Annotated in this window: 21 protein-coding genes, 1 tRNA gene and 2 pseudogenes; 11 read left to right on the top strand and 13 right to left on the bottom strand. The window is 70.0% G+C overall.

Annotated features, from left to right (window positions below; genetic code table 11):
- Positions 1-5: 5 nt before the first annotated feature.
- The 3 genes from I0C86_RS09775 (at position 6) to I0C86_RS09785 (ending at position 4,024) form a co-directional block, all read left to right on the top strand.
- Complete coding sequence (locus I0C86_RS09775; protein WP_196200901.1) at positions 6-1,826, top strand: carbamoyltransferase family protein; 1,821 nt, start codon at positions 6-8, stop codon at positions 1,824-1,826.
- 75 nt (positions 1,827-1,901) lie between these two features.
- Positions 1,902-2,576 (top strand): response regulator transcription factor, encoded by a 675-nt coding sequence (locus I0C86_RS09780; protein ID WP_323373561.1) that lies wholly within the window; start codon positions 1,902-1,904, stop codon positions 2,574-2,576.
- Positions 2,573-4,024 (top strand): sensor histidine kinase, encoded by a 1,452-nt coding sequence (locus tag I0C86_RS09785; protein WP_196200903.1) that lies wholly within the window; start codon positions 2,573-2,575, stop codon positions 4,022-4,024. Before I0C86_RS09780 ends, I0C86_RS09785 begins: the two co-directional genes overlap by 4 nt.
- A gap of 206 nt (positions 4,025-4,230) precedes the next feature.
- On the opposite strand, the gene I0C86_RS09790 is transcribed toward I0C86_RS09785, so the two are convergent.
- The gene (locus I0C86_RS09790) at positions 4,231-6,378 is read right to left on the bottom strand and encodes an MMPL family transporter (RefSeq protein ID WP_196200904.1); all 2,148 of its coding nucleotides are present in this window, start codon (positions 6,376-6,378) and stop codon (positions 4,231-4,233) included.
- Between the two features lie 239 nt (positions 6,379-6,617).
- Positions 6,618-6,827: a hypothetical protein gene (locus tag I0C86_RS09795; RefSeq protein ID WP_196200905.1), complete on the bottom strand. Its 210-nt coding sequence runs from the start codon at positions 6,825-6,827 to the stop codon at positions 6,618-6,620.
- Between the two features lie 333 nt (positions 6,828-7,160).
- On the opposite strand from I0C86_RS09795, the gene I0C86_RS09800 reads away from it, so the two are divergent.
- Positions 7,161-8,366 carry a monooxygenase gene (locus I0C86_RS09800; RefSeq protein WP_230393886.1) on the top strand — a complete coding sequence of 402 codons (1,206 nt, stop codon included), beginning with the start codon at positions 7,161-7,163 and terminating at the stop codon, positions 8,364-8,366.
- Between the two features lie 275 nt (positions 8,367-8,641).
- Here the strand turns inward: I0C86_RS09800 and I0C86_RS09805 are convergent, their stop codons facing one another.
- The 5 genes and pseudogenes from I0C86_RS09805 to I0C86_RS44955 form a co-directional block, all read right to left on the bottom strand.
- Positions 8,642-9,307: a response regulator gene (locus I0C86_RS09805; protein WP_196200906.1), complete on the bottom strand. Its 666-nt coding sequence runs from the start codon at positions 9,305-9,307 to the stop codon at positions 8,642-8,644.
- 276 nt (positions 9,308-9,583) lie between these two features.
- A pseudogene (locus I0C86_RS09810) lies at positions 9,584-9,721 on the bottom strand (transposase); the annotation flags it as partial.
- Positions 9,722-9,937: 216 nt separating this feature from the next.
- On the bottom strand, positions 9,938-10,540 hold the full coding sequence (locus tag I0C86_RS09815; protein ID WP_196200907.1) for a hypothetical protein: 603 nt from the start codon (positions 10,538-10,540) through the stop codon (positions 9,938-9,940).
- Positions 10,528-12,366, bottom strand: coding sequence for a glycosyltransferase family protein (locus tag I0C86_RS09820; protein WP_196200908.1), 1,839 nt, complete (start codon positions 12,364-12,366; stop codon positions 10,528-10,530). Before I0C86_RS09820 ends, I0C86_RS09815 begins: the two co-directional genes overlap by 13 nt.
- A gap of 877 nt (positions 12,367-13,243) precedes the next feature.
- Positions 13,244-13,552 (bottom strand): annotated as a pseudogene (locus I0C86_RS44955) (transposase); the annotation flags it as partial.
- 1,326 nt (positions 13,553-14,878) lie between these two features.
- On the opposite strand from I0C86_RS44955, the gene I0C86_RS09830 reads away from it, so the two are divergent.
- Entirely contained in the window at positions 14,879-15,778 is a 900-nt protein-coding gene (locus I0C86_RS09830; RefSeq protein WP_407676290.1) for a site-specific integrase, read from the top strand.
- A gap of 65 nt (positions 15,779-15,843) precedes the next feature.
- Here the strand turns inward: I0C86_RS09830 and I0C86_RS09835 are convergent.
- Positions 15,844-15,918 (bottom strand) — tRNA-Val (locus tag I0C86_RS09835).
- 50 nt (positions 15,919-15,968) lie between these two features.
- Positions 15,969-16,466, bottom strand: coding sequence for a TIGR02611 family protein (locus tag I0C86_RS44960; RefSeq protein ID WP_407676289.1), 498 nt, complete (start codon positions 16,464-16,466; stop codon positions 15,969-15,971).
- Positions 16,467-16,861: 395 nt separating this feature from the next.
- Between I0C86_RS44960 and I0C86_RS09845 the strand changes: the two genes are divergently transcribed.
- The gene (locus tag I0C86_RS09845) at positions 16,862-17,293 is read left to right on the top strand and encodes an SsgA family sporulation/cell division regulator (RefSeq protein ID WP_101365276.1); all 432 of its coding nucleotides are present in this window, start codon (positions 16,862-16,864) and stop codon (positions 17,291-17,293) included.
- Between the two features lie 148 nt (positions 17,294-17,441).
- Here the strand turns inward: I0C86_RS09845 and I0C86_RS09850 are convergent, their stop codons facing one another.
- Positions 17,442-18,218, bottom strand: a complete 777-nt coding sequence (locus I0C86_RS09850; protein WP_196200911.1) for an SDR family oxidoreductase — start codon at positions 18,216-18,218, stop codon at positions 17,442-17,444.
- Positions 18,219-18,381: 163 nt separating this feature from the next.
- The gene (locus I0C86_RS09855) at positions 18,382-20,556 is read right to left on the bottom strand and encodes a glycoside hydrolase family 44 protein (protein WP_196200912.1); all 2,175 of its coding nucleotides are present in this window, start codon (positions 20,554-20,556) and stop codon (positions 18,382-18,384) included.
- A gap of 258 nt (positions 20,557-20,814) precedes the next feature.
- Between I0C86_RS09855 and I0C86_RS09860 the strand changes: the two genes are divergently transcribed.
- From I0C86_RS09860 to I0C86_RS09870, 3 genes are all read left to right on the top strand, one after another.
- A complete protein-coding gene (locus I0C86_RS09860; protein ID WP_196200913.1) occupies positions 20,815-21,711 on the top strand; it encodes a helix-turn-helix transcriptional regulator in 897 nt (298 codons plus the stop codon).
- A 7-nt stretch (positions 21,712-21,718) separates the two neighbouring features.
- Positions 21,719-22,174 carry an RrF2 family transcriptional regulator gene (locus I0C86_RS09865; protein WP_196200914.1) on the top strand — a complete coding sequence of 152 codons (456 nt, stop codon included), beginning with the start codon at positions 21,719-21,721 and terminating at the stop codon, positions 22,172-22,174.
- Between the two features lie 182 nt (positions 22,175-22,356).
- A complete protein-coding gene (locus tag I0C86_RS09870) occupies positions 22,357-22,536 on the top strand; it encodes a DUF4236 domain-containing protein (protein ID WP_196200915.1) in 180 nt (59 codons plus the stop codon).
- A gap of 121 nt (positions 22,537-22,657) precedes the next feature.
- Here I0C86_RS09870 and I0C86_RS09875 read toward each other — a convergent pair whose 3' ends face one another.
- Together I0C86_RS09875 and I0C86_RS09880 are read right to left on the bottom strand one after the other, a co-directional pair.
- On the bottom strand, positions 22,658-23,569 hold the full coding sequence (locus I0C86_RS09875; protein ID WP_196200916.1) for a hypothetical protein: 912 nt from the start codon (positions 23,567-23,569) through the stop codon (positions 22,658-22,660).
- 97 nt (positions 23,570-23,666) lie between these two features.
- Positions 23,667-24,188, bottom strand: a complete 522-nt coding sequence (locus I0C86_RS09880) for a VOC family protein (protein ID WP_196200917.1) — start codon at positions 24,186-24,188, stop codon at positions 23,667-23,669.
- Between the two features lie 46 nt (positions 24,189-24,234).
- Here I0C86_RS09880 and I0C86_RS09885 point away from each other — a divergent pair, with 46 nt between their 5' ends.
- Together I0C86_RS09885 and I0C86_RS09890 are read left to right on the top strand one after the other, a co-directional pair.
- Complete coding sequence (locus I0C86_RS09885; protein ID WP_196200918.1) at positions 24,235-24,711, top strand: MarR family winged helix-turn-helix transcriptional regulator; 477 nt, start codon at positions 24,235-24,237, stop codon at positions 24,709-24,711.
- 58 nt (positions 24,712-24,769) lie between these two features.
- A partial coding sequence (locus I0C86_RS09890) for a tetratricopeptide repeat protein (protein WP_196200919.1) occupies positions 24,770-25,919 on the top strand: 1,150 nt, incomplete at its 3' end.

Genomic DNA, 25,919 nt, shown 5'->3' on the forward strand with positions numbered 1-25,919 from the left:
GACCGATGACGGCTGCGAAACCTCCCACAGTGGTGCTCGGCTACAGCGGGCTGCACGGCTCCGCCGAGCTGAAGGCGTCCTGCTTCCCCGGACTCGACGAACGCGAGGCCCGGCTGTTCCAGGGGCTGGACTCGGCGGCGGCGCTGGTGGTCGACGGCGAACTGGTGGCGGCGGTACAACAGGAGCGGTACTCCGGCATCAAGTTCGACCACGCGTTCCCGATCGACGCCATCCGGTCCTGCCTGCGCCTGGCCGATCTGGACGTCTCCCAGGTCGACGCGGTCGCGCACAACTTCGACCACTCGCGGGTCCAGGTGCTCGCCCAGGGCGAGCCGTACGCGCGGCGCCGCTACACCGAGATACTCGCGCCACAGCGACAGGCCGATCTGCTGCACCGGTTCGTGCCGGCGCTGTCCGGAGCGGAACCGGTGCCCGTACCGCACCACCGCGCGCACGCACTGACCGCCGCGATCCCCTCCGGCTTCGACGAGGCGCTCGTGGTGGTCGTGGACGGGATGGGAGAGCTGCACGCGGTCAGCGTCTACGCCTGGCGGAACGGCACCCTGGACCGGCTGGCCGCGCTTGACTACCGCAGCAGTCTCGGGTTGTTCTACGCCCTGGTCACGATGTTCACCGGATACTGGCCGAACAGCGACGAGTACAAGGTCATGGCGCTGGCGGCGCTCGGCGATCCGCAACGCTACCGGGCGAGCATGGCCGAGGCCGTCACGCTCGGCCCGAACGGACGGCTGGACGTACCGGTCCTGCGGCACAACCGCGACCCCCGCAGCCGGGAGACCTTCGCCGGATCCCGGGACTGGCTCCGCGAACGGGTCGGCCCCGAGCGCGGGCCGGGCCAGCCACTGACCCAGGCCCACATCGACCTGGCCACCGCCGCGCAGGAACGGCTTGAGCAGGCCATGGCACACCTCATCGGGCACTGGGTCCGGCAGACCGGGCTACGCCGGGTCGCGCTGGCCGGCGGTGTGGCGCTCAACTGCGCCGCGATCGGCAAGCTTGCGTACTCCGGGCTGGTCGACGCGATCTACGTACAGCCGTGCGCCGGGGACGAGGGCACCGCCGTGGGCGCCGCGCTCGCGGTCGCCGGCCCCACCGCCGTCGCGAAGGCGGCGCGCTATCCGGTGATGACCTACCTGGGGCCCGACGTGACCGAGGACGGCCCGCCGGCCGGACATCCGTACTGGTCCGTCCAGGTCGCACCGGGTGTCGCCGAGCGGGTGGTGGCACGGCTGCTCACCAAGGGGTACATCATCGGCTGGGCACAGGGCCGACTGGAGTTCGGTCCCCGGGCGCTGGGCAACCGCAGCATCCTGGCCGACCCGCGGGACCGGGAGGCACGGGACCGGGTGAACGCCGCGGTCAAGTTCCGGGAGGAGTTCCGGCCGCTGGCTCCGGCGGTGAAGGCCGAGTGCGCGGACCGCTTCTTCGTCGTACCGGCCGGAACCAATCTCCGACACATGACAGTCGCGGTCGCGGTACGTCCACACGCGCGGTCCACCATCCCCGCCGTCGTGCACGACGACGGCACCGCCCGGGTGCAGACCGTGTACGAGGCGGAGAACCCCCGGTTCTGGCGGATCCTCGACGAGTTCGAACGGCTGTGCGGCGTACCCGTGCTGATGAACACCTCGCTCAACATCAAGGGCAGGCCGACCGCACGGGCCGGCGCCGAGGCGTTCCACACGTTCACCTCGTCTGGCCTGGACGTGGTGGTCATCGCCGACCGGCTGTACGCCAAGCCTTCGGCGGTGGGCGACGCCGCCGAGGCGCTGGCCGCCGTCACCGGGACGGTGGCGGCGGTCTGAATCCTGGCCTCAGGTTGATCGGGCAGGATGAGCGGAAAAGCATCGACTGGAGAGGGACGGGCCGACGTGCGAATCATGATCGCGGATGACGAGGCGGCCATCCGTGAGTCGCTGGAGCGGGTGCTCCAGGTCGAGGGTTACGACACCAGCACCGTCGCCAACGGTCTCGCCGTGCTCGACGGGGTCGGTGGTGACGCGCCGGATCTGCTGATCCTCGACGTGATGATGCCCCGCCTCGGCGGGTTGGAGACCTGCCGGCGGTTGCGGGCGGCGGGTCGGGATCTGCCGGTGCTCATGCTGACCGCCCGGGATCAGGTCTCCGACCGGGTCGCGGGGCTGGACGCGGGCGCCGACGACTATCTGCCCAAGCCGTTCGCCAGCGAGGAGTTGCTGGCCCGGGTCCGGGCTCTGCTGCGCCGCCGCGCGCCGGGCGACGACGAGTCGCAGCTCCTGACGTTCGCCGACGTCCGGCTGGATCCCGACAGGTTCGAGGCGTGGCGGGGTGGGCGGCCGCTGCACCTGACCCGGACCGAGTTCTCCCTGCTGCAGGTCCTGATGCGCAACGCGACCCGGGTGTTGACCCGTGACGCGCTGTTCGAGGCGATCTGGGGCTTCGACATGAGCACCACCGCCAACAACCTCCAGGTGTATGTGAGCTACCTGCGCCGCAAGATGGAGGCCGAGGGTGAGCCGCGACTGATCTACACGCTGCGCGGCTTGGGGTACACGTTGCGGGACACTCCTCCGTGAGCAGGCCCGCCGGCTGGGAACCTCGCCGGCTGACCCGATGGTGGCGCCGGCGGTCCCTGCGGACCAGGTTGACGGTGATCGCGGCGACGGCCATCGCGGTCAGCGTGTTCGTGGCCTTCCAGGTGGCCAGCGAGCTACTGGACTGGGAGCTGCAGGACAGCGCGGAGGATCAGCTGCGCGCCGACTCCCGCGTCCTGGCGACGGACGCGGAGCGCGCCGGTCTGGCGCAGGTCCAGCTACCGCCGTATCCCGGATCCGGTCGGCTGGCGCGGGTCATCCTGCCCGACGGCTCGACCCGGACGCCGGTCGGCCAACCCGCGCTGCCTCCGGTCAGCGAGGACGCCGGGCGCGTGGCGCAGGGCGCGTTGGCCGACCTGATGGAGTCGAACGACAGCGACGACGACGGCTACGTCATCTACACCCTGCGGGCGGGCGACGGCGCGGTCCAGACGGCCCGCGTCACCGACGACAGCCCGATCAACCGGTTCGGGTTTGGCATGCTGCTGATCGGGCTGCTCTGCGTGGCCGGGGGCGCCCTTGTCGGGCGGACCGTGGCGCGGGCCGGGCTGGCACCGATCGACCGGCTGACCGCCGCCGCGGTACGTGTCGCGCACAGCCGGGATCTCGACGCCGACATCCCGGATGAGGGCGGTGGGGAGATCCGGCGGCTGATCCAGTCGATCAACGACATGCTCGCCGCGCTCCGGGACTCCCGGCGGGCCCAGCGGCTGCTCGCCGAGGACGCCGCCCACGAGCTCAAGACCCCGCTCACCAGCCTGCGCCTCAACGTCGAGCTGCTGATCCGGCTCGATCGGCGCGGCACCCTGGACAGCGCACTGCCGGCGGAGAGCCGGACCCGGCTGCTCAACGATCTCGGCGCCCAGGTGGCCGAGTTGAGCACCCTTGCCGCCGAGATGACCGACCTGGCGCGCGGTGACGTCAGCGACGAGAGCACCGAACTGCTCGACCTCGCCGACGTGGTGGTGGCCGCCGTGACCCGGGCGCGTTCCCGCGCGCCCGACATCGAGGTCGCGCTCGACGTGACCTCCGTGTGGGTGAGCGGGCGTCCCGCTGCGCTCCAGCGGGCGGTGCTCAACCTCATCGACAATGCCGGCAAGTGGTCTCCCGCGGACCAGCCGGTCCAGGTCCGGCTCGTCGCCGAGGGCGCGTCGGTGGTGCTCGAGGTCGACGACGCCGGGTCGGGCATCGACGCCGCCGACGTGCCGCGGGTGTTCGACCGGTTCTACCGTGCCGACAGCGCCCGGGCGTTGCCGGGATCCGGTCTGGGGCTGTCGATCGTGCAGCGGGTCGTCGACGCCCACGGCGGCCGGGTCACCGTCGCCCGGTCCGCACGCGGTGGCGCGCTCCTTCGGGTCGACCTTCCGGCCGCGGCCCCGCCCGCCCCGATCGCGCGGCTCACCGCCGGGGAGGACACCGCGGTGCGCTGACCTGCCCCGGCGGCGTGGCGCAGGACAAGGGACGGCGGCCCTCGGGCATGGCCCCACGCGGTTCACCGTCGGGGCAGGACACCGCGGTGCGCCGACCCCGGCCCCGGCCGCACGGCGCAGGACCAGAGGGCGGCGAGTGTCGGGCCCATGAAAAGATCCGGGACGGGCCTGGGTCCCCGTCCCGGATCTCGTCCGTGCCGCCGCGCTCACCGTTGCAGCGCGAGCTCCTCATCGTCCACGAGCGGCCGTTGACCGTCCGGCGGCTCCACCGGTCGGGACAGCCGGCTCGGCCACCAGATCCGCCGGCCGATCAGCAGGGTGAGGGCGGGCACCAGGACCGACCGCACCAGCAGGGCGTCGAGCAGCACGCCGAAGGCGACCAGGAACCCGACCTCGATCAGCATCACCAGCGGAAGTGTGGCGAGGACCGCGAACGTGGCCGCCAGGACCAGGCCTGCCGAGGTGATGACGCCACCGGTGGCGGAGAGGGCCTTGAGCATGCCGTCTCTGGTGCCGAGACGCACGGCCTCCTCCCGGGCCCGGCTGACCAGGAAGATGTTGTAGTCGACGCCGAGCGCCACCAGGAACAGGAATGCCAGCAGCGGCACCGAATAGTCGACGCCCTTGAACCCGAGGATCGTGTCGAAGACGAACACGCTGCCGCCGAAGGCCGCCGCGAATGAGACGATCACGGTGGCCATCAGGACCAGCGGGGCCACGATCGCGCGCAGCAGCAGCCCGAGGACGATCAGGACGACGGTGAGCACCAGCGGGATCACCAGCTTCTCGTCGCGGCTGGTGGTGACCTCGGTGTCGAGGTTCTCCGCGCTCGGCCCGCCGACGATCGCCGCCGCCCCGCTCACCGCGTGCACGGCGCTGCGCACCCGCTTGATCGTGTCGTACTCCGCGGTGGAGTCCGGCGCGTCCGTCGGGAACACGGAGATGTCGGCCCAGCCACCGCTGGTCTGGCCCGGGATGGCCTCTGCCACACCGTGGGTGCCCTTGACGATGTCGAGCACCCGCTCCTGGTACGCCGGCCGCGTGAAGATCGTCATCGGCTGGCCGCCGAGTTCCGGGAAGTGCTGGCGGAGAACGGTGAAGCCGGTGACCGATTCCGGCGCGGACAGGAACTGGTCCTGCTCCCGCAGGGCGCCGGTGTTGCCCGCCAGCCCGATGGCGAGAACACCCATAATTCCGAGCGAGCTGAGCGTCGCCACCCACCGGCGGCGGCTGATGGCGGTGCCGAGCCGTCCCCACAGCCCCGGCTTCTCCTCCACTGCCGTGCTGAACCGCGGGATGGCCGGCCAGAAGATCCGCCTGCCGAGCACCACGAGCACCGCCGGGAACAGCGTCAGCATGGCTACCAGCGCGCACAGGATGCCGGCCGCGCCGATCGGGCCCAACCCGCTGGTGCTGTTCAGGTCGGCGACGAACAGGCAGAGCAGGCCGGCGACCACGGTGGCCGCGGATGCGACGATGGCCGGCGCCGCGCCGCGTAGCGCGTGGACCATCGCAACCCGGACGTTCTCGTGGTGGTGCAGTGCCTCCCGGTACCGGGCGATGAGCAACAGCGCGTAGTCCGTGCCGACGCCGAACACCAGGATCGTCAGCAGCGCCGAGTTCTGGTCGTTGACCACGATGCCGAAGCCCTTGACGAGCAGGTAGACGGTCGCCATCGCAGTCAGTGCGGCCACGCCCACGACCACCAGCGGGATCAACCACAACACCGGGCTGCGGTAGGTGAGAATGAGCAGGAGCGTGACGACGACGACGGTGGTGAGGAAAACCTGCAGGTCGATGCCGTCGAAGACGGCGTCCATGTCGCCGTCGACCGCGGCCGGGCCGGTCACGTCGAGTTCCAGGCCGGCGGGGCGGTCCTTCGCGGCCTCACGCAACGGGCCGACGATGGCCTCCGGTCCGCCGTAGGTCGTGCTCACATCGAGGGTGAACATCATCGCCTTGCCGTCGGTGGAGGGTCTCGTCGGTGAGCCCTCGTCGTCCTCGCCGGCCGCCGCCGTCGCCGTCGGCGGGTACCGCTTGGCAAGGGTGTTGTAGTGGCGCTCGACCGTCGCGCGGTCGGCGTCGGTCATCCCGCGGGCGCGGTGGTACACGAAAACGAACGTGTTGTCCTCACCGCCGGGCAGACTGTCCTCCAGCACCGCCACCTTGGTGGACTCCGCACTGGCCGGCAGCGTGTCCACGGCTCTGTCGGTGGTGACCGAGCTCAACTTCCCGCTCAGCGGCACCATGACCGCCGCCAGCGCCACCCACAACCCGATCACCAACCACGGCACCCAGCGCCCTGCCAACCGACCGGCAGACGCTTCCCCGGACGGCGCTGCGTTGACTGCCATCACTAGCCTCCTACATACGGGTTACATCGCTTGTCTGACGCCGACTTCGTACCGAGCGAACCTGAGACGACCGTTAAAACGGCGCTCAGGCCGGTTGGCCGACCCAGGTGCCCAGCGCACGCATCAGCGCGCTGGCGCCCAGAGCCGGGCGTCGAGCACGACCAGCACGTCAGGATCGCCCATCACCCGCTGTCCGGCCGCGATGGAACGTTGCATGACGTCGCGGACCCGGGCCGCAGTCACTTCGGCGACGTCGTCGCCTCGGGCCGAGCCGCACGGCGTCGAGGATCGCGGTCCATGAGGTCCGGCCCGGTTCCAGCGGCGGCGATAAACGAGTACGGCCAGCCCGGGTTTGGCTGGGCCTGGTTCTCGCCGCAGCCGTAGAGGTGGCAGAACAACCCGTCGGGGCTGCTGGCGGCGTCCGGGCGCAGCCGGGCGCTGACGTACACGGCCAGGATCAGCCGTCCGCCCGCGCACCGCGGTAGCGGCAGCCCTGTGAGGGCGCCACAGAGCCGTTCGACCTCGATCCAGCGCTTGTTGTTCAGCGCGTCGACCCGCGCGGTCAGGCAGGCGTAGCAGTCGGTTCTAAGCTGGGAGTTTGGCTCCCGTCCATCGCCGATGGACTTTCGTGGGCGTGAATTCGGGCCAGTCGCGACGGGCCTTGATTCTCGTGCGGGTGTCGAACGGCGCTCCGGAGAGCAGTACCGTGGTGCCACCTCCCTCCCGAGGATGACGACTGCAGTACGACGAAACAGGACGGAATCGGGCCTAGCGTTCAGGCCATGACGAAACCTGACAGCCCACCGTGGAGGTTCGGGGCGGCCACCATGGCGCTGGCGACGGCGTTCGCTGTCGCCGCCTGCGGGTCGGACGCCGACAACAGTGCGGCGCCCGCTGCGGCCGGCTCGCACAGCGCGCACGCGGGCGGGTCGTCGGCTCCACCACAGCCGCTGCGCGCCGGCGAGCGGTTCGTCGACCTGAAGATGGCCGAGGCCTACACGCCCGCGCCGCCGGAGGGCGGCGGCACGGACGAGTACCGGTGTCAGGTGATCGATCCGGGCCTGACCAGGGCGCAGTACCTGACCGGAACTCAATTCATGCCGGAGAACGTCGCCATCGCGCACCACGCCATCGTGTACGCGGTGCCGCCGGGCGGCGCTGCCGCGGTGCGCGAGCAGGACGCGAAGACCCCCGGCCTCGGCTGGCAGTGTTTCGGCGGGACCGGCGTGGACGGCGCCGAGGTAGAAGATGGGGACGCAGTGTGGGTGAACACCTGGGCGCCGGGTGCCACGGAGACGCTGCTCACCCAGGACGCCGGCTACAAGATGGAGCCGGGCAGCCTGCTCGTCCTCCAGATCCACTACAACCTGCTCGCGACCGATGGCAAGCCGGCCGGGTCGGACCGCTCGGCGGTGCGGCTGCGGCTGACGGACGGCACGCCACAGACCCGGGAACTCGTCACGTGGCCGCTCGACGCGCCGACCGACCTGCCCTGCGCCGCCGACGAGTCGGGGCCGCTCTGTGACCGGGCGGCCTCGATCGCGGACGTGACGAAGCGGTTCGGGCCGGAGGTCGGCGACATGGCGGACGAGCAGCTGGAGGAGTGCGGCCAGAGCGCGCCGAAGCCTGGTGACACCCAGACCTGCGACCACAGGGTTCCGGCGCCGATGACGCTCTTCGCCGGTTTCGGCCACATGCACCTGCTCGGGCGGGCCATAAAGGTAGAACTCAACCCGGGCACGCCAAACGCCAAGGTCGTGCTGGACGTGCCGCAGTTCGACTTCGACAACCAGCGGCTGGTGACGCTGCCGTCGCCGGTGGAGATCGGTCCGGACGACACGCTGCGGGTGACGTGTACGCACGACGCGGGGCTGCGCAAGCGGCTGCCGCAGCTGAGCAAGCTGCCACCGCGCTACGTGGTGTGGGGCGACGGCACCAGCGACGAGATGTGCATTGGCATCATGACGGTCTCCCCTCGCAAGTCCTGACGGAGCGTGGAACGTGTGTGAGCTCACCGAGGTCAACAGAGCTGAAAAACAGCTCTGAGCTCACACACGTCCCGCACTGAGCTCACACGCGTGCGGGCGTCGTGGCGGTCGGACGGGCGGTGACGTGGGCGGCTGCACGCGGCCCCGGCAGCGGAGCGGTAGATCACGCAGAGCGGAGCGGTGCGGTGCGGAGCGGTGCGGAGCGGTGCGGAGCGGTGCGGAGCGGTGCGGCTGAGAACTACGGTCGCGCCCTGACAGACGCGCGAGATGAAGCGCTAGATCGGCCTGGTGAGTCTCAGGTCGTAGGCGAGGATGACGGCCTGGATCCGGTCCCGTGCGCCGATCTTGGCGAGGACCCGCCCGACGTGGGTCTTCACTGTCGACTCCGACAGCGTGAACCGTTGCGCGATCTCGCCGTTGGTCAGGCCATGGCCGATGGCGACGAGGATCTCGCGCTCGCGGTCGGTCAGGGAGTCCAGCCGGGGGTCCTCCCACACCGGCCCGCAGAGGTCATCGTCGAGCTGGTCGACGAACGCGTCGAGCAGCCGCCGAGTCAGCGGCGGCGCGATCACCGCGTCCCCGGCGGCGACGGCCCGGATGCCGGCGAGCAGCTCCTCCGGGCGGGTGTCCTTGAGCAGGAAACCGCTCGCCCCGGCCCGCAGCGCGGCGAGCGCGTACCGGTCCACGTCGAACGTCGTCAGCACCAGGATCCGTGAACGTCCACCGGCGGCGACGATGCGCCGGGTGGCCTCGATCCCGTCGACGCCCGGCATGCGGATGTCCATCAGCACCACGTCGGGATGCAGCTCGGTGGTCCGCCGAACGGCCTCGGCGCCGTTCTCGGCCTCGCCGACGATCTCGGTGTCGGGGGTGCTCTCCAGCAACATGCGGAACCCGAAGCGCTGCAGCGGCAGGGAGTCCGCCACGAGCACAGAGATCATGAATGGCTGCCTTTCAGGGTCGCGTGTACGGTCCAGCCGCCGTCCGGTGCGGGGCTGGCGCTGACCGTGCCGCGATAGAGCGCGGCGCGATCGGCCATGCCGGCGAGGCCGAGACCGGCGTCGCCCGGCGATGCCTACTTCCTACCGAGCGAACCTGAGACGACTGTTAAGAACGGCGCTCAGGCCGGTTGGCCGCCGGCGCCGGTTCGTCGTCGGGCGGGCCGCTGTCGTGCACGACGATGTCGACCTGAGCCTGGCAGGAGTCGGCCGCAGACAAAGAGTTTCGGTGACGATGAATCGCTTGCGGCCATTGATCTTCTTGCCGGCGTCGTAGCCGCGACTGTCCCGGCCCACCGTGTCGGCCCCCTTGACGGACTGGGAGTCGATAATCCCGGCCGACGGATCCGGGCTCCGTCGACGGCCAGCTACCGCAGGACGCTTTCGAGTTCGCTGTTCGGATCCAACCGTGCGGGCGGCGCCGCGCCGCGTACGAGATCGTCCGTCCGGTCACTGTCCAAGATCGTCATCGTCGCCTCTTCTTCCGTCGTCCTCAGGGAAGAGATGTCCACCATGACGCCACCCGTGACAGCCTTCCGCACCTCGACGGAGGCACCCGACGGCCGGCTCGTCCTACGACTCGAGGCACTCCCCGTTGGGCAGCAGGCCACCGACCAGATGGTCGCCGTCGCCGCTCCCGACGTCGAGGTAGCCGACCACACAGCCGTCGCCCATCTGCAGCGCGAAGACCAGGGCACCGTCGGGAGCGGGATCGTCGGGTCGTGCCACCCGTACCACACTGCCGGCAAGACCCGCCTCGCTCAGGGCGCGCTCGGCCGCCGCCACGTCGACGGCGGTGGCGGCTCGACCCGACCGGTCCTCGTAGCAGCGCGGATCGCCGGGCGCCGGACACCAGGAACTGCGGGAGACGGCACCGTGCATGATCTCCGCGGTGCCCTCGTAACCGATCGGGCCGGGCGACGATATCGGCGCCCGCCGGGCCCGGTCCCGCTGCTGGCGATGGCACAGTTCCAGGGCGCGCTGCCGTCCGGCGTCGTCGCCCGACGAGTGGACCACCACGCACGAGTAGCCGGCCGTGCCGCCGCCGCGCGCGTACCCGTACAGCCCGGCGCCCGCCGCCGAGACGACCAGCAGGGCGGCCAGCCACAGTCCCCACCGTCTCCGGCGCGGACCATCCGACCCGGCCGCACCGGCCGCCGGGGCTACAGGTCCCACAGCCAGACGTCCGATACCCGTCGCGACGGCCCCAGCAGTGCGTCCAGCGTCTGCCGCAGCGCGTCCACGTGCCGGTGCCGGCCCAGCACGACCACATCCGCCCGCCAGTGCGCGAGGTCGGCTCGCGCGGTCTCCCGGTCGGCATCGGACACCTCGGCCCGCTTCCCGGTCGCCGCGACGGCGCTCAACAACTCGAACGTGGGGCGCGGCGGCGGACCGAACCGCCCACGCCCCTCCGCGTCCGGGCCGATGAAATAGCCACCGGGGACCGCGAAGGGCACTCCGGTGACCGCTGCCCAGCGCAGACCGCTCGCGTCCTTCACGTCCGGGAACGGGATCGGCACGAGAGAACGACCATCCCGGACGTACGGCCGCCACTGTCCCGAGGTGACGAAGTCGGGCACCGGAAAGCCCACCGGGATCGTCGGTACCGGCCGGGGCACCAGCGGCAGGAGCACCGCGAGAAGCAGTCCACCCGCGACGAACCGGGGTACACGGCTGCCGCCGACCTCGCTCGCCCGCAGCCCGGCCATCGCGGCGTCGACCCCGAGGGCGGTCAGAATCGCCAAAATCGTGCCCACGACCAACCCGAACCGGGCTGGCAGCACGGAATCCAGCAACGGCAGCTCGGCGAGCACCCGCCACGGCAGCGGTACGCCCGTGTGGTGGCCGGCCACCTCCAGCGTCTTGCCCAGCGACAGCAGGACGAGGACCCCTGCGGTCACGACCAGCGCCCGGACCATCGTCGACCGCCAGAGCCAGATCGCGACGACACCCGCGAGCACGACGTACGGGATGGTGTAGAACGTGTTCTCCTCGGCCGCGTTGAGTGCCAGGTCGACGTTGGCGGACTGGCTGCCGGTGAGCGCGAGCTGCGGGGTGGCCAGGTAGGAGGCGAGGTCCGCGCCGTGGCCGGAGACGAACGGCACGGTGTGATAGGACTGCGGCCCGAAGAACTGGAGCCACAGCGGATACCCGAGCAGCACCAGAGCCGTGCCGGCCGCCACCGCGAGGCCGGTCAGGAAGCGCGGCACCAGGTCGCGCACCTCGCGCGGCCGCAGCAACGCGTACCCGGCCACGAACACCCCCGACGCGACGAAGTAGAGGAAGAGCGCCTCCTCGCCGATCAGCACCTGCCAGGCGACCAGTGCCCCGAGCCAGATGCCACGGCGCACATGTCGGCCCGGCTCACGCATGCGGAGGGCCAGCGCGATGATCAGGGGAATCAGGAACTGGGCGATGAAGTTCAGGTGTCCCCTGGTGTGCGCCACCATGCCGGGGCTGAAGCCACAGAGCGCGCCGCCCAGGGCGGCCGCGAGCGGCGACGCCACCAGATAGCGGGAGAGCACGAAATACCACGCGGAGGCGGTGGCGAACAGCGCGAGGCAGACGACGAGGTTGGCGGTCACGGTCGGGCCCGCCAGCCAGGTCACCGGGGCGAGTGGCACCCCGAGACCCACCATCCCCGTATTGCTCATCAGGTTGACGCCGTCCGGCATGTTCTGCAGGTGGGTGACGAACGGGTTTTCGAGCTGCCGGACCGCGCGCGCCACGTACGCGAAATACCATTCAAAGAGGCGGATATCCTCGTTTCCGCCCTTTCCGCCGTCGGTCATGCGGTCACCGAGGCCGAGCCACAGCCGCCCGGTCACCCAGCCGGAGAGCGCGAGGTAGGCGAGGTAGACCACCGCGTCCTGGCGGCGGTGCGTACGCACGCCGGGCTCCCGCACGTCGGACTCCCGCACGTCGGACTCGCGCACGTCGGGCTCCCGCACGCCGGACTCCCGCACGCCGGGCTCCACGTCGGCTTCCGGGTCCGCGCGCATGACACCTCGCATCCGTACTTGGCGTGCGTTGTGACGGGGCACGCGGAGGGGATCTCAGGCCGCCGGCACACCAGGGGTCGGAGGCAACGGCGCACCAGTAAAACAGGTCCGCGCCGATCCGGCGATCCGGTACGGCCGCGCTCGCGGACGATGCCTCCGCCCGCCGGCCCCCGCCGGCCCCGCCGCGCTTCCGGCCATCCTGGTGGGACCCGCCGGACGTCGATGTCCGAGCTGGCACCGCCCACGCCCAGGGCCGCCGCCTTCGCGGTCAGCCGACAGCAGAAAGCCCAGATCATCGATGTGATCTGGACTTTTCCTCGGTGGGCGATACTGGGATCGAACCAGTGACCTCTTCGGTGTGAGAATGATCAGGGGTGCTGGCACATGCCAGCATGTATGGCATGAGCAGCGAATATCGCCCCTCATCGTTCGCTGGCGTTCGGATCCGTTGTCACTCAGTTCGGCACTCGACCCGCACGCACGCGAGACCTGAACGTGACCTCCACACTGCCAGTGGCGCTCTCAGGGGCAGCGATACTCTCGGCCAGCGTCGTGAGTCCTACATCACCTCACTCTGCCCACAAGTCCCCGCCGCTCTCCAATGCAGACCGACGCGTCTGGCACGGGTTTGGCACGACGATGAATGCGGCGACGGACCCGGCCTGCGCTGCACCCGAGATGCGGCGAGCCGACCACAGACCCCCAGCTATTCAACCGCTGTAGCTGGTGATCCAGGCCAGGGTCCGCTCGGCCACCCACCGCCTCGGATGGACCACGAAGCCTTCCTGGTCGGCCGGCTTCCGCACGTTCTCAAGATAAGTGTGGGGAACATCTCGGCACCAGCCGCCCAGACGTCCGGCGAAGCCCTGGTCGGCAGGCCGAGGGTGTCTATCACGATGAGCCGCTTCCGGCCGTTGACCCTCTTCCCAGCGTCGTAGCCGCGAGTGTCCCGGCCGACAGGGTTAGCGGCCTTCACCGACTGAGAGTCGATGATCCCCGCCGACGGCTGCGGGTCACGGCCCTCGGCCAGGCGGACCTCCTCTCGCAACAGGTCAAGAAGCCGCGCAGTGACCTGCCGTTTCTCCCACTCCTTGAACTGCGAGTACACCGTCTGCCACGGCGGGAAGTCCACCGGCAACTGCCGCCACGAACCCCCCGACCCGCACCACGTACAAAAAGGCGTCAACCATGTCCCGACGTGGATGCTTTGGCGCCTGACCAGGCTCGTTGATCAACGGCAACAACGGCTCGACGAGACCCCACTGGCCATCGGCCAGGTCCGAGTCGTACGTCCGCGTCCGCTCCACGCAGGAACCCTCTAAACCCCAGCACAAACGTCTTATCTGAACAGAATTGGGTCAGATGCCGGCAGTGCTTCCATCGGACTGCCTGGTTAGCCGGACATGAATCGGGAATTGTCTGGCGTCCCGCAACTCCGAGCAAGGCTCGCGTAGCCAGCAGCAATGGGGAGGTGGAAGTCGTGGTCGGGAGCCCAGAGGACGAGTCGGACAAAATCAACGAGAGCGATCCGCTGCAAACCTCAGCGGTCCTCTGGACCGTAGGCGATCTGGATCGCGAGGAGCAGGGGGTGGATGTCAGAACCAATGTCCCTGAGGAGGAGCCTCCACCTCGGCCAGAAGACGTCTACGTGGCCGTCTGCCTGGATTATTATCACGACCCTAGCGGGGCTGGAGCGAGAGCGAACGGGGTCTGGGTGGGGTCGTCGCACGGCAACTACGACGATGCACTTGGAGAGGCGGCAGCGCACGGGCATGCCGGGACACGAGTCGCGATCGTACGACCGGGCGACTGGTATCACTTCCCCGGCGAGGACTTCGCCTATCCCCGTCGCCTCTACTAGAGCGGTTGAATAGCTGGAGTCTCTGGTCGGTTCGGGTCTAACTGATCACACACGGCGTGTCGGCGTGAACAATGATGACAGCCGGTCTATGCCGTACGCATGAGGTACGCCGATAGTGGTGGTCTGTCCGCTGCCAGGCGGGCCAAGCGTGAACAGGTACGGATGCGGGTCGCGCGGATGTTCGCCGCCGATGGCCCGGCCACACTGGTCGCAGCCCGATTGCGGGTGTCGACGAAGTTCCACGTGTCCTATACCCTGCGCTGGGTGTCCTATCTGCTGCACCGCATCGGGTACGGCCACACAGGTCCCGGCGCATCGGGCGGTGCCGCGCGACGAGGCGAAGATCGCCGAACTCGCCGAGCGGCTGACCGAATGGCTCGGCGCTCACCCGGTCGATAGGGAAGCTCGGCAACGCTGGATTGCCTCTGTCACCGCCGGCTGCACTCCCCGCCGGCAAGCGCATCGTTCGGCGGGGCAGCGGCAAGACCAAGACCGAAGCCAAACAAGCTCAAGGAAGTCCTACGCGACCACGAAGACGGACTCACCATCGCGCCGCACGGCGTCACGGTCGCGGACGCCGTAACCGACTGGCTGACCTACGGACTGACCGGGCAGGGTACGTCCACCGTCGCTAAAAACGAATCATTTTTCATTTGTCCACTCATATCCGCGCTCGGCGCTCGCAAGCTTCGCGATCTCACCGCCGACAACGTCGACAAGTGGTTACCAGAGAAGGCGAAGACACTGAGTACGCGGACGCTACAAGAGCTGTACTCATGCCTGAATCGCTCGATCAATCGCGCGATGGCCAGGGACAAGGTCAAGCGGAACGTTGTTGCCCTGTGCTCCATACCGAAGGGACAGCCTGGACGACCGTCGAAGTCGCTCACGCTCGACCAGGCGAAGGTAGTACTCGACGCTGCTCAGGAAAGCCGCCTACACGCGTACATCGTCCTATCGCTGTTGACCGGCGCCCGTACCGAGGAGCTTCGCGCACCCACCTGGGATCATGTCGATTTGGACGGCCGACCGGATAATGACCCACCGGTACCCCCGTCCATTCAGGTCTGGCATTCAGTGCGGGTCGGTGGTGACACGAAGACCAGGAAGTCGCGTCGGACGCTGGCGCTACCCGTTCGCTGTGTCGGTGCCACTCGACACCACCGCCAGTTCCAGGAGCGCGACCGGGAGCAGGCCGGGCCGAAGTGGCAGAACACCGGGATCGTCTTCGCTACCTCGGTCGGTACGGCGCTGGACGCTGCCAACGTCCGCCGCGCATTCCGAGCAGTCGCCAGGAAGGCCGGACTCAACCCGCGCGACTGGACGCCCCGTGAACTGCGGCACAACTTCGTGTCCCTGCTCTCCGACAGTGGCGTGAGCATCGAGGCGATTGCCGACCTGTGCGGGCATGCCGGAACGACCGTGACAGAGAAGGTCTACCGCCACCAGCTACGGCCCGTGCTGCTGAACGGAGCTGCGGCCATGGACCGGATCTTCAACGCCACTCCCGACGATCCGGCACCGACGAAGCCGACGCTCCCTGAGGCGTAGTCACTCAGTTAGTGACTCAGGCGTCAAGAAGGGGGCATGTCCATCGATGGACATGCCCCCTGACCTGGTGGGCGATACTGGGATCGAACCAGTGACCTCTTCGGTGTGAACGAAGCGCTCTCCCGCTGAGCTAATCGCCCTCAGCGCGGACGACTGTACCTGATCGGCGCGCCGTCGCGCATCTTCGGGGTCAGTGCGTCGCGAGGTAGTGCATCGCCTGGGCGATGAGATCGATCCCCAGACTGGCCCGCACCGACAGCCAGACCACGGCGGCGACGAACACCAGACCGACCGAGCCGAGAACGATCCGCACGAACAGTGACTGATCGCGTACCCAACGAGCCCAGCTCTGTACGTGCCTACGGGTGAAATTGAGCAGCCGTTTGGCCCAGTGGAACTCCACCGCCCAGATACCCAGGCCGCCGATGACGATCAGCCAGCCCGGCCCCGGCAACGGAATGAGCGCCAGGCCGAGGGTGACGACGATCGCACCCGCGACCGCCACGAAGACCTTCAATGCAATCCGGCCGGTGGGGTTGGCTCGGATGATCTCCAGCGTGGTACGGAAGCGGTACCGCCGACCCTCCGGTACGCCTGGATCGGTGCGGAGAGCACCTCCCTCGTCCACGTCTGAGTTGGCCGCGGGCGTCGGCGACACCTCCCGCCTGACGCGCTCGTCCTCCGGCACGTCGTACCTCCGCTCGTCGACCGCCCCCGTGGCACCGGAGCGAGCCCCTGTGCCGGCCCCGTTCACCCTCGACGCCCCCGTTGAAGCCGCTTTCTCCATTGAGGATGGTTTCGTAGCCATTTCAACCCCCAGTGTGGCCCGGCCCGTCACTCAACAGGACGACTGGACGTTACCGGAGTGAGTCGAAGGCTGAACCACCTGGCGTCGGGTGGACTCGAGTACCTGGGCAGAACTGGACATCCTACATAAAGATTCGATTTCGATCGGGAGCTAGGAAACCTCTTCCCACTACTGGGTGATATCAGCGTATGGCGGAGCGTAACCACGAAGTAGCACCTGAGGATGGGAAAAGCGGGACACGTACGTCCCGCAGCGGTGCCGGGGGGAGAACGTCCATGAGTGTCATCCGACCGACCACGGTCGAGGTCGAGACGTCGTTAAGGCTCGTTGCACCTGACGCGACGGCTCTGCCCGTGCGCGCCAGTCTGCGCTACGACCCAGCCGACCCGTATGCGGTCCATGTCCTGTTTCATGCGGAATCCGCCGGAGGCGAAGCGGTCAGCTGGTCCTTCGCGCGGGAACTGCTCGTCACCGGCCTCGACGAGCCGGCCGGGATCGGCGACGTCCGGGTCTGGCCGTGGGCCACGCCCCGCGGCGATTTTGTCGCGCTCGCGCTCTCGTCACCGGACGGCAACGCACTGTTCGAGGTGCCACGTAGCGTTCTGGTCAGATTCCTGCGCCGGACGTACGTGGTAGTGCCCCGAGGCCGGGAAGGCGACCACCTCGACGTCGACACGGCCGTCAACCGGCTCCTCGCCGGTCGCTAGACCGACAACCCGCCGGCCTCTCGTCGAGCGTCGGCCGGGAAAGATCACCACGCCGCGCGGACCTGCCGAGTCCGCGCGGCGCCGATTGTGTGTTAAAAAGGGTCCCCTCTTCTACAAAAAGCGATAAGAAGGGGCCCTTCCTTACACCTCAGCCGTGCGTGGTTATGCCGCCGTCGACCGGGATGACGGCTCCGGTGAGATATGCGCCGGCTCGTGAGGCGAGGTAGATCGCGGCTCCGGCCATGTCGTCGGGACGGCCGATCCGGCCGAGCGGGACCTGGTGTTCGATCGTGGCGCGGGTGGCCGGATCGTCGAGCGCGAACGCCATCATCTTGCTCTCGAACGGCCCCGGGGCGATCGCGTTCACGGTGATGTGCTCGGGAGCGAGCTGGTGGGCCAGGCTCCGGGTCAGCATGTGCACGGCGGCCTTGGTGGCCGAGTACGCGTACACCTCCATCCACGGCACCCGGATCCCGTCGATCGAGCCAATGTTGATCACCCTGGCCGGATCGTCGGCGCTCGCCGAGGCCCGGAGCGCGGGCAGCAGCGCCGTGGTCAGCTGGAAGACCGCCTTGACGTTGACCGCCCAGAGCTTGTCGAAGGCGCTCTCCGGGTACGCCTCCAGCGGCGCTCCCCAGGTCGCGCCGGCGTTGTTGACCAGTACGTCGAGCGCCGGAACCTGTGCCAGCACCTCCTCGGCGAGCCGGCTCGCCCCGGCCGTCGTCGAGATGTCCGCCGGGATCGCGACGCAGTTGCCGTACGCGGAGAGCCGTTCGGCGGCCGCGGCGCAGACCTCCGCCTTGCGGGACGAAATGATCACCTTCGCTCCGGCCTCGACGAAGCCCTGGGCGATCATCAGACCGATCCCCCGGGTGCCGCCGGTGACCAGCACCGCCTTGTCCTCGACCGAGAACAGACCTGGCATGCGCACCCTCCCGACGATGGGCCGCCGTCTTCCCGACGACGATGCCGACCTGAGTTCACCTTACTTACCGTCCGGTAACGCAATCGTGGCCGCCCGCCGCGACAAGCCCGGCGGGCGGACCACGTGATGCTACGGATCGAGTCCGGCGAGGCTGGGGCCAGGGCTACGGCTCCACTCCGGCGATCCGTACCCCGTCCAGGTAGACGGTGATCCGGGTGCTGGCCTCGAAGTCAGGCCTCGCGGCCCGCCAGCTGTGATCGTCAAGCTCGGAGAACCGGGACCGGTCCGCCTTGCGGAGCCGTAGTTCGAGCGGACCGACCTGCCCGGCTGTCGGCACCATCCCGGCCCCCGAGGTGAACCCGACCTCCAGATAGCCGTCCGCACCCGGCCGGGGTGTCGGCAGCGCCACCACCCGGCGGGTGACCTTGGCACAGCCGAGCGAGGCCCGGTCGCACCATGCCTGCACCGGGCTCCGGCCGGAGTCCCGGGTGAACCAGTAGCGGACGGTGACCCGGGAGAGGTCGACCGGCACCGCGCCGGAGTTCTGCAGCCGGATCGCCGGCCTGATCTCGGCGTCCGTCGGCGACCGGTCCAGGTTCCGGTACCCGACGGTCATCGACGGCGCCGGCGGGGCCGGCCGGTCCACCACGAACAGGGTCACCGAGTCGGCCGGATAGGTGTGGGTCAGGGAGCCGCTGGGCGTTCCGGCGCCGGGCGACGGCGCCACGATCTGCTGATCGGGTGCGCGGACGATCGAGGTGAGGTCGGCGGCGCCGTACCGGTACACCTTGGCAGTCGAGGCACCCCGACCGCGCAGCGACAACTGGCTGGTCTGCTCGGTGCCGCTCTTGTTCACCACCATGACGGTGAGCGCCCCGTCCTCGGTGCGCTCACCCGCGTAGACGGAGAGCTTCTCCTGGTCCGCACTTGTCGCCCGGACGCCGACATCGCCGAACCGGCCGCCCGCGCCGTCGTAGTTGCGGTACATCCGGAAGGCGTACGCGCCCGGCTGGGTCGCGCTCGGCGGCGACCAGAGCGTCGCCAGGTCCAACCCCTCCCGACCGAAGATCCCGAGTACGTCGGCCTGGGTCAGCGCGCCGTTGATGTGGTCCAGCGCGCCCCAGTTGTATTCGGTGATCGCCGTCTTCGTGCCGGGATAGTTCGCGGCCACCAGCTCCTTCATCCGGGGCACCAGCCGCACCTGGGTGTTGATCCAGCTCTCGTCGGTGTACGACGGGTCCCACAGCGCCCGGGTCGAGCGCAGCCGCAGCGCGTTGGTGGCCGGGTCGTTGCCGTTGCCGAACGCCACTCCGGACGCCTGCGGGTAGAAGTGCATGTCGAAGTAGTCCAGTACCCGCTGCCCGTGCTCGTCGTCGTACTTCTTCATCTGTTGCAGGTACCAGGTGGTGAACGGCAGCCCGTCCCGGGCCGGCCGGTCCGGTGGGTTCGCCCAGCATCCGGTGCGCGAGCAGACCTCCTGGTCGAGTCCGGAGTGGTCCCAGGAGGTCCAGCCCCAACCGACCGGGCCGAGCGTCGACGCCGTCGGGTCGGCTGCCTTGATCGCCGCGCCGATCGCGTACGCCTGGTCGCGCAGCTCCGCCGAACTGGCCCCGGTCGGATGTACGTCCCGGTGGGTGGAGTGCCAGATGTCGGGCTCGTTGTCCAGGTTGTAGAACTTGACCCCGCCCTCGGCGGCTGTCCCGTACTTGGCGGTGAGATGGCCGAGCCACTCCCGGACGTACTCCGGGCCGACCGGCACGCTGGTGTCCAGCGGGTCGTTGCCGGTGATCCGGGTACCGTCCGGCCGTACCCCGTTGCCGCAGTCGGGGCGCCACTCGTCGGTGCTCTGCTGCGGGCCGTACTTGGCCACCGAGAAGCCGCACGAGCCGTCCCGGGCCTTCGGCGCCCAGCCGATCAGCGGAACGGTGAGCACGGTGTCGGTTCCGGTACGCCGGTCCTGCTCGACGAAGCGGTCCGTGGACGAGCCGTCCGGCAGCGCCTCGGGGTTGTCGTTGGCCTCGGCGATGTTCTCGAAGAACCAGTCCGAGGCGCGGTTGGTGGTGTCGTACCGGTAGTGGTAGCGGGTGGTGGCGTTGCCGCCCCAGCGCCGTACCGGCAGGGCCAGTTCCTCGGCCAGCGCCTCGTCGGTGAAGTTCATGCCGTAGATGTGTGGGCTGATCGGGTGCCGGTCGGCGGCGAGGTCGACCTCGAGGGTCGGCCCGGGCTCGGCGAGGGCCGGCGTGGGCGCGAGGACGAGTGCTCCTCCGGTGCCGACGAGCGATGCGCTGACGAACAGCGATGCGCTGACGAACAGCGGCAGGACGGGTCTGCGGCGCATGAGCGAATCTCCTGGATTCCTCGGCGCGTCCGAGGCGGATCGGACGGGCATGACGGGATGGGGTCATGCGTGGTCTACCTGCGTTCCCGCGCGTCGTGGCCAGCCCGGACCGAGGTCAGGCTACCGATCTTCGGCAGCTACGGTCAACGCCGGTCGTCGATGTCCGACAGGGTCCGACGGCCGCCCCGACCGGCTGAGCCCGGGGTCGGCGGCGCGGAGGGGTGCGCCGGAAGTCCTCGACGGCTAACGTCGCAGGGGATGGTCCGATTCGGTCAGTTTCCCAGCGCCCCGGGTGAGTCGCCGTCCCCGGCCGGATGGGCCGGTATTCGTACCCTCACCTTGCGCGACTTCTCGGCCGAACCCGCGTCGCAGCGTCCGCTGCTGCTCGACCGGCATCTGCTCATTCTGGTCACGGTCGGACACGGGGCGCAGGAGGTCGACTTCCGGGCCTATCCGTGCCGGCCCGGCTCCCTGATCTGGGTCCAGCCCGGTCAGGTCCTCCAGCACGGCGGGCAGGCCGGGCTCGACGCGATCATGGTCTGCTGGGCACCGGAGGCCATGGGCGGGCTCGGGGTCGGAGCCGTCGCACCGCCGTACGACGCCGGCTACTGGCAGCTCGCCGGCGAGGACGAGGACGCGGTGATCAACGAGGTCAGCCAACTGGTGGTGGACTGTCAGCGGCACCGTGGCGACACTCTCGCCGCCGACCTGTTGCGACACCAGCTCGCCGTCCTGTTGCTCCGCCTGGCGCTGCTACCGGCCAGCCCGGCTCCGGATGCCCCGGCGGCAATCGACGGCACGCCGGGTCGCCCCGCACCACGGGACGACGTCGGCAACTTCTGGCGGTTGCGGACCGAGGTCGAGCGCTCGTACGGGCAGACCCGACGGGTCGAGGACTATGCCGGTCGGCTGGAGTGCTCGGTGCGTACCCTCACCCGGGCCTGTCTGGCCGCCACCGGACGCAGCGCCAAGCAGGTCATCGACGACCGGGTGGCGTTGGAGGCCCGACGGCTGCTCGCCGCGACCGACCTTCCGGTCGCCGAGGTCGGACGTCGACTCGGCTTTCCCGAACCGACGAACTTCGGCCGGTTCTTCCAACGGGAGGTCGGGCGCAGTCCGGGCGCCTTCCGGGCCGGCCGCCGGGGGCGTGCATGATGGGGGCGTGCAGATCTCCGCGCGAGGTGACTATGCGGTACGGGCCGGGCTGAGCCTGGCGGCGGCGTACCCGTCGCTGATGTCCGCCCAGGCGCTGGCCGCGGAGCAGGACCTGCCCCGCAAGTTCCTCGAAGCCGTCCTGGCGGACCTCCGGCGGGCCGGGATCGTCCGGGCCCAGCGGGGCGCGGAGGGTGGCTACACCCTGGCCACCGCCCCCCGGGAGGTTTCCGTCGGGATGATCCTGCGGGCCGTGGACGGTCCACTCGCCGGGGTACGCGGGCTGCGTCCCGAGGAGACCCGGTACGACGGCGCGGCCGAGAACCTCCCCCGGCTCTGGGTCGCCGTTCGCGCGGCGGTTCGCGATGTCGTCGACGAGGTGAGCCTCGCGGAGCTGGTCAGCGGTCGGATGCCGGCGCACGTTCGCAAGCTGACGACCCGGCCCGACGCCTGGCAACCGCGCTGACGGACGCCGTCGCCGCCACGCCACGCTGACCGACGCTTTCCTGGCGCAGCGGCGGAATGACCCGGACGTCCCGCGCGGACTGTCCGGTGAGGAGCCCGGAAGGTTTACCGAACACGCGTACGGGGAACTTCGTGGCCACCCCGCCGGAAGCAACAAGCTTTTGTCTTGAAGGGAGCATGGCCGTGGGTCTGATGTTCCGTAAGCGCAAGAAGTTCGGTCCGCTGATTCTCAACTTCACCGAGAACGGTTTCTCGTCGTGGAGTATCAAGATCGGCCGCTGGTCGTGGAACTCCAAGGCCCGGGCGCACCGGGTCGACCTGCCCGGCCCGCTGTCCTGGAAGCAGGACAAGTCACGCCGGTAGGGACATGCGCGCGGGGTGGGATGCCGACGGAGCCGTCGGCATCCCCGCCGCGTTTTCAGCGGTGTTTTCGCGCGGTCGGGCCGGTCAGGTCGCGGTGATGGTCACGTCTCCGGAGAACCGGTCAGGTCGCGGTGATGGTCACGTCTCCGCCGAGGCGACCCGCCGCCGGGTCCCGACCGACCAGGCCGGCGGCCAGCAGCGCGCCGAGGACCCGGTTGGTGTCGGCCGCGCGGTAGACCGTCCGTTCGGCGGTGAACTGGCGCAGTTCCGTCACCGACGCCCGGCCGGCGGTCGCCAGTCGGGCCAGGAGTTCACGGCGCAGTGGTCCGGGATGCGGCGTCAGCGAGATGTCCAGCAGATGTCCCTCGGGATCACCGGGATCCCGGTACCGCACGCCCGCGTACTCGTCCACCGCCCACAGCGCGTCCTTGAAGGCGTCGAGCCGCTTGCCGGAAGCGGTGGCGAAGACGATCCTCTCGGGTTCGGCGGGCGCGTCGGCCACCAGCTCGACCTCGGTCACGAGGGGAAATCCGGCTTCGGTGAGCGTCCGCCGCAGGTCCGGGCCGGACGGGCTCGGTGGATCGAGCGCCAGCAGCAGTTCGGCCGGGCGTCCCACGGTCAGCGCGGCGAGGGTGTCCCGGTCCGGCTCCGGGCCGCCCGTCGCGTCCAGGTAGGCAAGTACCGGAGCACCGGCCGCACCGGCGGCCTTTAACGCCACGGGCAGCCGTGACAGATCGCCCGGCATCAGGTGCGCGGTCACCTCGGCCGGCAACTCCGGCTGCGTCGCCGTGTGGCGTGCGGCCAGTTCCTCGGTCCGGTCGGCGATCGTCAGCACGGTCATCCGGCGTCCCCGAAGCAGGTCCGCGAACTCGGTGAAGACGCGCAGCGCGGCGTCGGCGGCACCGCCGTCGGGACCGGCGTACGCCTGTGCGAAGGTCGCCCGCCGGGACCGGTGCAGCGCCGCCGGGGTCCAGGAGTCGAGCTGGCGTACCAGCAGTTCGCGTTTGACGGCACCGATCGGGTCAGCGGGCATGCTGCGTGTCTACCCCGCCCGGTCCCGTTGTGTCACGTCGTTGCGCCGCCCGGCCGGGTAGTGGGGTTCGACCGGTAGCCGACCGACAGCGGTTCGATCAGGACGGGACGGAGATGCCGACCCCGCCCCGGGTCTGTCCGCCGTACCGCTGCTTCTCCCTGGCGAGGTCGAGCCGGGTGATCTGCTTGCGTGCCGCCAGGGTCTGCGCGTCGAGGCGGTCGGCGGGGACCAGCCAGACCACCTCGAACTCCAGCCCGTCCGGGTCCTTGGCGTAGAGACTCTTGGTGCTGCCGTGGTCGGAGGTGCCGACCAGCGCTCCCGCCTCGGACAGCCGCGCGGCGGTCGCGTCGAGTTCGTCGAGGGTGTCCACCTCCCAGGCGAGGTGGTAGAGGCCGACCGTCGTCCGTCCGGCGCCGGACGGGCCCGCGGCCGCGCCGACCTCGAACAGCCCGAGGTCGTGGTCGTTGGTGGATCCGGGTGCCTGGAGGAAGGCGGCGCCGTCGAACCCGGCCGGGGTCATCGCGACCGGGCGGAAGCCGAGCACGTCACGGTAGAAGGCGACGCTGCGGGCGAGTTCGCGAACGTAGAGGACCGCGTGGTTGAGCCGGTGGATTGTCATGCCTCCACCATAGCGACATTTAGTTGAGCGTTCAACTATATGAGGTATGATCGTCGTCATGACCCGATGGCTCGATCCCGATGAGCAGCGGACCTGGCGCGCGTTCCTGACCGCGTCCCGAGCCCTGATGGCGACGCTCGACCGGGAGTTGCAACGCGACGCCGGCATGCCGCACGCGTACTACGAGATCCTGGTCCGGCTCTCCGAGGCGCCCGGCCGGCAGTTGCGGATGTCCGACCTCGCCGACGCGACCGGCGGCTCCCGCAGCCGGTTGTCCCACGCGGTGGCCCGGCTGGCCGAGTCCGGCTGGGTCCGCCGGGAGGACTGCCCCACCGATCGTCGCGGTCAGGTTGCCGTGCTCACCGATCAGGGTTTCGAGGTGCTCTCCGGCGCCGCGCCCGGACATGTCGACGGGGTACGACAGCATCTGTTCGACCCACTCAGCCCCGCGCAGATCGACCAGTTGCGGCGGATCAGCGAGGCGTTGGTCGCTCATCTCGAACCGGATCATCCGACAGGATGACCAAACTGTCCCCACCGGCCCTCTTGTACTGAACGTCGCCGGGCGAGCACGATGGGGCGTGGCTTCCGGCTTCGCTGAACTCACCTCCCATGCGCAGGCACTCGTGGCGGCCGGCGACCTGACCGGGGCGCGCGAGTTGCTGGGCCCGCCGCTGCGCGGGGCCGACCCGAGCCCGGGCAACGCCTCACCCGAGTTGGCCGAGGCCGCCGGCCTGCAAGCCCGGGTCCTGGTCGCCCTCGGCGACGCACACTCGGCCCGGGGCTGGGCGGCGTTCGCGTACTCGGCGGCCACCCGGCTGTACGGCCCGGCCGACCAGCGGACCGTGGGAACCGCGGCCACGCTCGCCGCCGTGCTGCACCGGGTCGGCAGCCACGCGCGGGCCGCCCGGCTGTACCGGGACGTCATCATCGAACTCACCGCGACCGACGGACCGGAGTCGCTGCGGGTGCTCGCCGCCCACGCCGACCTGGCCACGGTCGAGTACGCCCAGGGTGAGTGCACGCTCGCCCGGAACCGGCTCGAAGACGCCTGGGAACTGCATCGCGAGGTCTACGGTGACGGTCACGTCGCCGGCATCCGGATGCTCGCCCGGCTGGGTTCGATGCAGCGCGACTGTGGACTGCACACCTCGGCGCACGAGCATCTGGCCCTGGCCCGCGAACTCTGCCGCGAACACCTGCCGGCCGACCATCCGCTGGCCGCCCAGGTCGGGGCGCTCGCCCGGGCGGCGGCCAGTCCCGACCACGTCTGCGCCGACGCCGCCCCGGGGACCCGGAGTGTTCCGCAGGTGCCACCCGCCCGGACCGGCGCACCCCCGCAGACCGATCCGCCGACCAGTTCCGCGACCGAGCCGGACCGGCCGACCTCGCCCGCCCCGTCATCGTCGCCGTACGATCCCACGGCGGCGCCGTACGGCCCCCCGGCAACGCCGCACGGATCCACGGCGTCGCCGTACCAGCCCGGCTCGGCGCGGCCGTCGGGCGGGTATCCACTGGAGACGGAGCATCCGCCGGACGCCGACCTGCCACCCCTGGAGGACCTGCCGCCGCTGCGGTATCCGCCCGCACCAGCGCCGCCCTGGTCCGCCGCACAGCCCTCGACCACGTCCGCGCCGCAGGTGCCACCGCCTCGGCTGCCGCCGGCACCACCGGCCGAGACCCCGCCGCGCTGGGCCAGCCCGCCGCGTCCCGCCGGCCGCCCTCCGGTGC

It is taken from the genome of Plantactinospora alkalitolerans (assembly GCF_015690345.1).
GTDB lineage: Bacteria > Actinomycetota > Actinomycetes > Mycobacteriales > Micromonosporaceae > Plantactinospora > Plantactinospora alkalitolerans.

Bases quoted from the DNA above. Each gene is read 5' to 3' on its own strand.
- I0C86_RS09775 (WP_196200901.1), top strand. From the start codon at position 6: ATGACGGCTGCGAAACCTCCCACAGTGGTGCTCGGCTACAGCGGGCTG.
- I0C86_RS09780 (WP_323373561.1), top strand. From the start codon at position 1,902: ATGATCGCGGATGACGAGGCGGCCATCCGTGAGTCGCTGGAGCGGGTG.
- I0C86_RS09790 (WP_196200904.1), bottom strand. From the start codon at position 6,378: ATGGCAGTCAACGCAGCGCCGTCCGGGGAAGCGTCTGCCGGTCGGTTG.
- I0C86_RS09800 (WP_230393886.1), top strand. From the start codon at position 7,161: ATGACGAAACCTGACAGCCCACCGTGGAGGTTCGGGGCGGCCACCATG.
- I0C86_RS09805 (WP_196200906.1), bottom strand. From the start codon at position 9,307: ATGATCTCTGTGCTCGTGGCGGACTCCCTGCCGCTGCAGCGCTTCGGG.
- I0C86_RS09820 (WP_196200908.1), bottom strand. From the start codon at position 12,366: ATGCGCGCGGACCCGGAAGCCGACGTGGAGCCCGGCGTGCGGGAGTCC.
- I0C86_RS09845 (WP_101365276.1), top strand. From the start codon at position 16,862: ATGAGTGTCATCCGACCGACCACGGTCGAGGTCGAGACGTCGTTAAGG.
- I0C86_RS09850 (WP_196200911.1), bottom strand. From the start codon at position 18,218: ATGCCAGGTCTGTTCTCGGTCGAGGACAAGGCGGTGCTGGTCACCGGC.
- I0C86_RS09855 (WP_196200912.1), bottom strand. From the start codon at position 20,556: ATGCGCCGCAGACCCGTCCTGCCGCTGTTCGTCAGCGCATCGCTGTTC.
- I0C86_RS09860 (WP_196200913.1), top strand. From the start codon at position 20,815: ATGGTCCGATTCGGTCAGTTTCCCAGCGCCCCGGGTGAGTCGCCGTCC.
- I0C86_RS09875 (WP_196200916.1), bottom strand. From the start codon at position 23,569: ATGCCCGCTGACCCGATCGGTGCCGTCAAACGCGAACTGCTGGTACGC.
- I0C86_RS09880 (WP_196200917.1), bottom strand. From the start codon at position 24,188: ATGACAATCCACCGGCTCAACCACGCGGTCCTCTACGTTCGCGAACTC.
- I0C86_RS09885 (WP_196200918.1), top strand. From the start codon at position 24,235: ATGATCGTCGTCATGACCCGATGGCTCGATCCCGATGAGCAGCGGACC.